The sequence below is a fragment of the Pedobacter rhizosphaerae genome, from assembly GCF_900111155.1.
In the GTDB taxonomy this organism is placed as follows: domain Bacteria; phylum Bacteroidota; class Bacteroidia; order Sphingobacteriales; family Sphingobacteriaceae; genus Pedobacter; species Pedobacter rhizosphaerae.
Genome location: NZ_FOGG01000001.1, coordinates 288,530 through 297,422 on the forward strand (window position 1 = coordinate 288,530; position 8,893 = coordinate 297,422).

Annotated in this window: 6 protein-coding genes; 2 read left to right on the forward strand and 4 right to left on the reverse strand. The window is 39.9% G+C overall.

Annotated features, from left to right (window positions below; genetic code table 11):
- Positions 1–399 precede the first annotated feature (399 nt).
- Both BMX11_RS01260 and BMX11_RS01265 read left to right on the forward strand, forming a co-directional pair.
- Positions 400–1,521, forward strand: coding sequence for a DUF4407 domain-containing protein (locus BMX11_RS01260; protein WP_090880135.1), 1,122 nt, complete (start codon positions 400–402; stop codon positions 1,519–1,521).
- Between the two features lie 85 nt (positions 1,522–1,606).
- Positions 1,607–2,914, forward strand: a complete 1,308-nt coding sequence (locus BMX11_RS01265; RefSeq protein ID WP_090880138.1) for a M20/M25/M40 family metallo-hydrolase — start codon at positions 1,607–1,609, stop codon at positions 2,912–2,914.
- A gap of 882 nt (positions 2,915–3,796) precedes the next feature.
- Here the strand turns inward: BMX11_RS01265 and BMX11_RS01270 are convergent.
- The 4 genes from BMX11_RS01270 to BMX11_RS01285 all read right to left on the reverse strand — a co-directional run bounded on the left by BMX11_RS01270 (position 3,797) and on the right by BMX11_RS01285 (position 8,444).
- A complete protein-coding gene (locus BMX11_RS01270; protein WP_090880141.1) occupies positions 3,797–4,291 on the reverse strand; it encodes a GNAT family N-acetyltransferase in 495 nt (164 codons plus the stop codon).
- Positions 4,288–4,848 (reverse strand): thiamine pyrophosphokinase, encoded by a 561-nt coding sequence (locus tag BMX11_RS01275; RefSeq protein WP_090880144.1) that lies wholly within the window; start codon positions 4,846–4,848, stop codon positions 4,288–4,290. The genes BMX11_RS01270 and BMX11_RS01275 overlap by 4 nt, the downstream gene beginning before the upstream one ends.
- A 68-nt stretch (positions 4,849–4,916) precedes the next feature.
- Positions 4,917–5,549: a thiamine phosphate synthase gene (locus tag BMX11_RS01280; protein WP_090880147.1), complete on the reverse strand. Its 633-nt coding sequence runs from the start codon at positions 5,547–5,549 to the stop codon at positions 4,917–4,919.
- 456 nt (positions 5,550–6,005) lie between these two features.
- Positions 6,006–8,444 carry a TonB-dependent receptor gene (locus tag BMX11_RS01285; protein WP_317040094.1) on the reverse strand — a complete coding sequence of 813 codons (2,439 nt, stop codon included), beginning with the start codon at positions 8,442–8,444 and terminating at the stop codon, positions 6,006–6,008.
- Positions 8,445–8,893 lie beyond the last annotated feature (449 nt).

Sequence of the window (8,893 nt, forward strand, 5' to 3'; positions counted from 1 at the left end):
TCTGACTTCCGGACCTCAGACTTTCGGACTAATGAACTGTTTAATTGCTTAACTGTGTTGAAGGAACAAGAAGCAAGGAACAAGGAGTAAAGACTGGATGCAGTTAGGCTTTCAGGACTGACAACTTTGGGCAACTAGACTTCTGACTTCTTGACCTCAGACTTTCGGACTAAAAGGAACAAAGAGTAAAGATCGGATGCAGGTTAGGCATAATGTCTAAATACTAACGACTAAATACTAACTACTGCAGTAAGTATCAAGATCCTAGTATCAAGTATCAAGACAGGGAAATAGCTTCTTCAGTCTTTCAGCTTTTAGCCTAACCTACAGCGCATTAAACTTTTTGCCAAAAATCTGTAACATAATTCATCCTTAGGCGTTTAATGATAAACGAATAAAATGGACAAATTGAACCGTTTCTTTTGGTTTTGCTCTGGCGCTCATATTCCCACGTTAGAAAAGTACCCAAGCGAACAGAATAAATATACAGGAATTGGTGCCACGATCTTCTTTACTGGCCTTTTCGCTGCACTATCTGGCGGTTATGCCATGTATTTTGTTTTTAAGGGAGATGATTTAGCCGTAATTTTTGCGATAGTTTTTGGTTTTCTATGGGGAGCTGCAATTTTCAACATGGACCGCTATATTGTTTCGAGTATAAACAAGAGCGCAACCACCAATAAACAGCTTTTACAAGCCACGCCACGTATTTTACTGGCCATTATGATCGGTATTGTAATTTCAAGGCCTATAGAGCTAAAAATCTTCGATAAGGAAATTAAGGAACGTTTAAAGGTAAGCTACCTAAATGGTCAGCGTTCAAAAATTGATACCCTGAACAAAGCTTTTGAAAAAAAGTATCAGGTAGAATTTGGGCGGCTTAACCAACAGAAGGCAACGAGAGACTCGCTTGAAAAAGGAATTAAATCGGATCGTCAAAAACTAAACTTCGAGATTTTCGGGAATAAGACTACTGAAACTTCTGGCGTGATGGGCTATGGTCCTTATGCTAAAAGGAAGGAGGCTGAGATTAAGCAACGCGAGGCAGAATTGGATAGCCTGAAAGCCAATATAAATAAATCTGAATCTTTTGTTGATCAGCGTAAACAGTTTGATGGACTCTTCACTGAAAAGCTTTATACCGCAAAGCAATTGGATAGTTTGGCCAATATTGCAGGTTTTGCTGATCGTAACTGGGCCCTGGGGCAACTGAAGTTTAATGCCGATGGTACCAGAGATAATAATACGGCATTGGCAGTTACTTTTATAGGCTTGCTCTTTATCTTCTTTGAATGTTTACCTGTTTTTGTGAAGTTGATGAGTGCCAGAGGCCCTTATGACTATGCAACGGCTGATGGAGATGAAGTAGCCATCTATCAATCTAAGAAGGATAAGGATTTTCATTTAGAAGTGGCAGATAATATTCACGAGACGAGAGTAGATTCAGAATCTTCTAAAAAGAAAGAAATAATTAAAGGCAAGGCCTACAGAGATCTTGAACGTCATGATTGGGATAGCTAGTTTTAAGACAAGTATCTATTTACCGCATCTAACAAAGCAATAAAATTCGCATCTTGGCCATATAAATTTAACAACGCATTATATAATGAAGAAAGTTTTTCTATTCACCTTAGTGGGACTAGCCAGTTTACAGTTAAAGGCTCAGCAAATTGATAAAATAATAACCCGGGAATACACAGATCATTTAATTAAGACCCTAAGTAGCGACGACATGCAGGGCCGCGCAACATTTACCCCAGGTATTGATAAGGCCGCAACTTTTATTGAGTCGGAATTTAAAAAGATCGGACTTCAGCCCTTGCCAGGAGAGAAAACCTTCCGCCAGACTTTTTATAAATATCAAGTTACCAGATTAAGTACCTCTGTTAAGCTTGATGGTAAAGATATTGCTGCCGAAAATATACTTGTTTCAGGAGCTAACGGAGAAGAGGTGAAGCTTAATCAGTCTACACTCAGTGTAGTGAAGCTGGATCCGGAAAAGCCTTTTGTTGCACAACTACGAGCGGCAGTTGAAAGTAAGAAAAACCAATTGGTATTGGTAGATCCTAAGTTTGCTGATTTGTTTAATCGTTACAAAGGCTATTTTGATCGCCCGGCAACGCTGGATGAAAAGGATGTTTCAGGCCCTTCGGCAGTTCAGGTATTTGTTTTAGGTGCAGATGCTGCAACAAATTACGAAGTGGTAGTTAAAAATAAAGTAAATAAAATGCCTCTTTTTAACGTAGCGGGCGTTATTCCAGGTAAATCAAAGGCCAAGGAAATGGTTATTTTTTCTGGCCATTATGACCATTTAGGCTTTCTTAAACCTGTAGAAGGCGATAGTATCGCTAATGGAGCGGATGATGATGCATCAGGTACTACAGCGATGATCGCTTTGGCTAAATATTATAAAGCATCAAAGAATAACGAACGTACATTGATTTTTGTGGCCTTCACGGCCGAAGAAATTGGTGGATTTGGTGCTAAATACTTTTCTGAGAAGTTAAACCCAGATGATGTAGTAGCCATGTTCAATATTGAAATGATTGGTAAAGATTCGAAGTTTGGAAAGAATACGGCTTTCATCACAGGTTTTGAGCGTTCAGATTTCGGTAAGATTTTACAGAAAAACTTACAAGGAACAGCTTTTACCTTCCATCCTGATCCATATCCGGAGCAAAACTTATTTTACAGAAGCGATAATGCCACACTCGCAGCACTGGGTGTTCCGGCACACACGATCAGTACCGATAAAATAGATATCGATAAATTGTATCATTCTGTTAAGGATGAATACAGTTCATTGGATGTTGAAAATATATTATCAACCATTAAGGCTATTGCAAAAAGTGCAATAACCATTGTAAATGGTACGGATACACCAACCAGAATACCAAAGTTGGAAAAGAAATAACTTAGCATATGAAATAGGAAGCCCTCGTTTGATGATAAACGAGGGCTTTTTTTTTGAGGTTAGGATGGTTGTCATTCCCTCGTAGGAGTAAAGCTTTTCTAGTTGTAGCGCCTCCAATGCTATTAAGTTAAGGAGAAAACTAAAATATGTTGTCATCCTGAGCCTGTTGAAGGCAATTCATTTTAGTTTTCGACTTATTAAGAAGGTCTTCGACGGCTTGTCCCGATTGCACATCGGGAAGCTCAGACAGGACACCATTTTACTTAACATAATAGCATTGGTAGCGTCTCACTACGACCTCGTGGTTTCTGTTTTCCTCACCGCCGGAAAGGCTCGTACCTTTTTCTTGGCAAAAAGGTACCCAAAACCCAAGGCTTGCATCCTTTCTTGGCTAGGATCATCCGAATGCTTATTGCGAGAATAAGAGGCTTAGGCCTTTGTGCACTATTGCTCACCCTCGCTGCTTATTCCCTTGGACAATACATAATGTTTGAAACAGCAAGCATTCGACTGTCCTATCCTGCGAAATGCTGCTAGGCCGGAGGGCGTGCTTGGGAAAGAGCAGTTGTGTTTGAACGGGAATTAGCATTGTGCGGATCAATCTCGCTCAACCCGGCTTCGCAAGGAAAGTTTTTTAAGAACGATCGTCATTCCCTCGCAGGAGGGGATCTTAATGCGGATTTGAGGAGACTCAAAAGGTAATCTCTAGTTGTAGCGTCTCGCTACGACCTAGTAGTTTCTGTTTTCCTCACCGCCGGAAAGGCTCTCCCCTTCTTTTTTCAAGGAGGGGGTATATAGGAATTGTGTGCAGGAGGGGTGGTTTTTTATTATATTAATGGAAATAAAAAAGGGATGAATTCAGTTTGATTCAGCGCGCACTAACTAAAACAGGTATTCCATTACATAATCATCCATAATATAGCCACCACCAATATCTAATGCGACAGATTCTTTGATGTTAAACCCAGCTTTCAGGTAAAAATCTTTGGCTTTATTGTGTTTGTTTACGTTTAGTTGCAGGGCAGTGGCACCGGCATCTTTAATTTGGTTGAAAACCTCATTAATTAAGATTTTTCCGGCACCTTTTCCGTGGGCACTTGGTAAAACATACAATTTATGGAGTTTATAAATTCTGTTTTCATGATCGATTATGGAATACCCGGCAAACCCGTATTGTTCTTCATCTTCTTCTGCAATTAAGAAGATATGACCTTCCATTAGCTGGCGCAGTAGCTCACCTCTGTTATACATTTTCTCCAACATATAATCAATCTGCTGCTGGCCGATAATATCCAGGTAAGTTGAGGGCCAGGTAGCTTCTGCAATAGCCTGAATCAACTCAATGTCTTCTTCCTTGGCCTTTCTCAGGGTAATCATATCGGTTCGCTTATAAATATCGGGGCTCCGGAAAAGGTAAACTCGATAAAGCCATCATTCACAACGTTGAAAATTCCATCTTCATTCTGCATCAGATTCGTCACTTCCAGGTAGGAGTTTCCTAAAATGTTAAATTCACTTCCTGAGGGTTTCCAAACTGAGAAGCCAGATTTTATAGTGTAATATTTTGCTCTGTCGGTAAACACAACCATGTTGATTTTATCTGAAAAACCTGCAAATTTTTCTAAATCAAACTTATCTGTAATTACATTTACTGCAGGATACTTTTCTTCGAAAAGATAGTTAACCGCAACCATGAGCGAATCAACCGGCCCCTGGATAACTTTAGTGTTTTCTTGTGTTTCAGCTGTGTTTCCGTTAACCAAAACATCAACCTTTAAGCCTAGGGAAAGAATTTTGTCATAGTTTTCGCCATTAACTAAAAGGGTAGGGCTCCATTCTAGAAGTTGGCCCAACAGCTCCTCATTAAAATTTCCCAGCTCATCTATATATAAGGCTGGTTCTTGTTTTTCTTTTACAATGTGGTGTGAAGACATAAGGACGAAGATAAAAAAAATAGGGGCAAAAAGACTGTAGGTAAAAACAACAGGAGGTAAAATATAAGCTATCTTTTTACAGCATCGTAAAAATCCTGATAGGCTCCAATGAAATCATCGGCGTTATAAATCGCTCCTGAAACAGCAATACCATAAATTCCTGTTTGCATCAAGTCTTCTACGTTTCCTAATTTTATACCGCCAACAGCTAAAACCGGAATATTGTTGTCTATTTTTTTTAATTCGAGCATCGCCTTTTGATATCCTTCAATACCCAATACTGGATAATCGTTGGGCTTGGTGGTGGTAACATCAAACGGACCTAACCCTACGTAATCTGCTCCCGCCTCAGTTAAACGAATAATTCCAGCTAGATCATTTGCCGAGCCACCCAAGGTTACATCATTTCCCAACTGCAAACGTAATGAAAGCAAGTCAGCATCCATGTTTTCCACGTGAAACCCTTGGATATCGGCCATGCCATGTAGGTGTGTATGGTTGGTAACAATTAATGTCGTTCCCCAATCGTCGCAGATTTCGGCGATGGCATTAATATCGGCTAAAAGTTGTTCATCAGTTTTGCTCAAACATCTGTATTGAATCCATTTTGCCCCGGCCTCGCAGGCCCATTGTACCTGATCAATGTGGCTAATGCTGGCATGGTCATGTGTGATATACTGGAGTTTTTCTATGTATTTCATGTGTTGCAAACTTAACAAAGATATTCAGGTTAGGTTGCTTGATATTTCAGGGCTTGGTAAAATTTGTTGCCACGGAAGCACGGAAGACACGGAAAGAAATTAGGAGGAGGAATATGCTTCCTAATACAGTAGCGCCTTATAATTTCTTATATGGCTTATATGGTTCAATCTTTTATTGTAAAGGATGCTGCGTTATTGTGTGTTTGGGTAGTTGGTAAAATTTGTTGCCACGGAAGCACAGAAGACATGGAAAAAAATTAGGAGGAGGAATATGCTTCCTAGTACAGTTACGCCTTATAATTTCTTATATGGCTTATATGGTTCAATCTTTTATTGTAAAGGATGCTGCGTTATTGTGTGTTTGGGTAGCTGGTAAAATTAGTTGCCACAGAAGCACAGAAGGCGCGGAAGTAAAAAGAGTTTCCGTGTAAATCCGTGTTTCCGTGGCAAAAAAAATTAAAATTTCGCATTCAGGCTCAACAAGAAGTTGGTTCCTGCTTGTGGGTAAAAGAAGTTCTCTGTTGTTCTGCTTCCTCCTAACTGATAGCCATAAGTATAACCATTGCTTTCATAACGTTTATCAAACAGGTTATTAACCAGTAAGCCTAAATTGATGTTTTTAACACCGGCAAATTTAAAGTCGTAGCCCAGGCGCGCATTGCTTACCCAGTAACCGTTAATGGTTCTGTCGTTATTTTGAGTATTATCCAAATATTGTTTGCTTACATATTTGCTTTGTAAGGCTATGGCAAAACCTTTAATTGGGTTATAGGCCAGTTCGCCAAAAAGAACAGCATTAGGTGAGTAAGAAATGTCGGTTAATTCATATTGATTTATAACCTGCCCGCCATTATCGTAATCGTCGTAGTATTCTGTGAAATTCTTGATCTTGTTGCGACTGAAAGCAGCATTGGCATTGAGGGTAAATTGTTTGTTGATGCTGTAAGAACCATCCAGTTCGATACCTAAGCGATAGCTTTTATCTACATTCTGACGGAAATTGCCACCTACATCATTGATTTTTCCTGTAACCACTAACTGGTTTTTGTAGAACATGCCGTATAAGTTTGTACCCACATTAAGTTTACTGTTTTTGAAGCGGTAACCTAATTCAACATCGTTCAGGTGTTCGTGTTTCGGGAAAGCACCAGCAGCTGCATCAACATAATCATCGCGGTTAGGTTCTTTGTTGGCTACACTAAATGAACCATAAATATTGCTCTCTGAGTTGATGAAATAAGTTGCGCCAACTTTAGGATTAAAGAAATTTAGTTTGTCTACAATTCCTAAAGTATTTAACTTATTCTCTGTTCCATCAATGGTATAATAAACCCTGCGGTATTGAAGATCGGCAAATAAACTTAAAGATTCTGTTGGGCTATAGTTTGCTTTTCCATAAATATTGAAGTCTGTTTTAAAACCGTCGTTATCATAGTAATGGCGATCATTATTCCCATTTGATGCATATTGCGCCCAAATAACTTGACCGAAATGCGCCCCTTTATATTCATTGTATCCACCACCAAGTGTGAAATTAAATTTTTTGTTCGGTTGGTAGTTAAAAGCATAAGTTGCGCCATAAAAATCATTGTCTAACCATCTTCTTCTGATCAAATCTGTACTTTCAATGGTTGTTCCGCCCACTACAACTGGATTAAGGCCATAATCACTTAAATCGTTAGCTACACGATATTCCTCGTAATAGCCCTTGCCTTTAGTATAATGTAAGGCCCCATTGAACGTGAATTTTTCTGAAAGCTGACGGGCATAGATTAACTGGTAATGATCTTGCCAGTAATTATCTGTTTGGTTTTCGTAGGTAAAGCTGTTGTATCTTCTGCCAGAACTTAAGAGATTTTCGGCATCTGCCTGACCAAGCTCGTTTCTTGCAATATAAGCATTCATCCCAGCCAAATCATTGGTTAAACGAGATTCAGGAATACCGTTCCAGGATTGATAGGTTTTTTCAGCACCAGAAAATACATTTACACGCAATAAATCTTTGTTGCCATGGTATGCACCAGATACAAAAAACGATTTTAGGAGGGAGGCCCCACGATCAACATAACCATCAGAGCTGATTCTCGATAGTCGACCGTCAAAACTGAAACGGTTATTGATTAATCCTGTTCCTACTTTTATGGTGTTTTTCCAGGTGTCGAAGCTACCGTAGGTATTGTTGATTTCGGCATAAGGCTCAGTTTCACTTGCTGTTGTTTGAATATTTAGACTTCCGCCAAATGCGCCGGCACCATTGGTAGATGTACCTACGCCACGTTGAATCTGAATATTGTCTACTGAAGAAGCAAAATCGGGCATATTCACGTAAAATGTACCCTGACTTTCGCTATCGTTAATTGGAATACCGTTGACGGTTACATTTATGCGGCTATTATCGCTTCCGCGGATGCGTATACCGGTATAACCTACGCCTGCACCGGCATCAGAGTTAACCACCACACCCGGGGTATTCTGCAAAATAAAAGGCAGGTCTTGTCCGAAGTTGTTTTTCTCGATCTCCTCTTTGCTTATATTTTTATAAGTAGTGGCCGATTTCTCATTGGCACGGGTAGCCCTTACAATAACCTGATCTTGAAGGAAATTTTGTGCGGTAAGGCCGAAATTAATTTCTGTGTCTTGATTAAGTGTTACCGTTTTTTCTGCGGTTTTATAACCCACATAACTTACCACGATGGTGTATGTGCCATTATTTAAGTTAGCCAGTGTATAAGTTCCGCTGGCATTGGTTTGAGTCATGATGCTGCGGCCCTTAATTTTGACATTAGCCCCCACAAGAGCGCCCTGGCTATCGGTAACTTTTCCGGTAACGGTTATTTGTGCCAAAGCGAAGAATGGCAACATTGCAGCAAATACTGCAGACAATAATTTTTTCACTGATTTTGCTTTTCGTTAAACGATCGGAAATAGGGGTACTCCCGATTTTAGTTAAACTTCCATAACTCCAATCCCTACGCCGGCATTACCCGGATCAGGTGCATTTAAAGGTTTGAAGCTTGGTGGTTTATGGATCCGGTTTTACCCTTTGTCCTATACCATATGCTTTTCACCTTTAAAATGGGTATGATCTCAGCCTGTTTTCGTGTTTTAGAAACAAGGCACCCCTAATGATGGCGCAAATGTAGGTAATATTTTGGGGAAAGCCTAGAAATAGTCTTGAGTCTGTAGTCTTTAGTCCGAAAGTCCGAGGTCCGAAAGTCAGAAGTCTAGTTGTCCAAAGTTGCCAGCTCTACCCTGTCCGTAGAGTTAAGCGCAGCGCCTCTACGGATTAGAACATACCGTTGAGTTTCATAACTCAACATTACTTAAACCGAGTCCAAGACTCT

What these genes read in the sequence shown, in the direction of transcription:
- BMX11_RS01260 (WP_090880135.1), top strand. Translation starts at nt 400, where the DNA reads ATGGACAAATTGAACCGTTTCTTTTGGTTTTGCTCTGGCGCTCATATT.
- BMX11_RS01265 (WP_090880138.1), top strand. Translation starts at nt 1,607, where the DNA reads ATGAAGAAAGTTTTTCTATTCACCTTAGTGGGACTAGCCAGTTTACAG.
- BMX11_RS01270 (WP_090880141.1), bottom strand. Translation starts at nt 4,291, where the DNA reads ATGATTACCCTGAGAAAGGCCAAGGAAGAAGACATTGAGTTGATTCAG.
- BMX11_RS01275 (WP_090880144.1), bottom strand. Translation starts at nt 4,848, where the DNA reads ATGTCTTCACACCACATTGTAAAAGAAAAACAAGAACCAGCCTTATAT.
- BMX11_RS01280 (WP_090880147.1), bottom strand. Translation starts at nt 5,549, where the DNA reads ATGAAATACATAGAAAAACTCCAGTATATCACACATGACCATGCCAGC.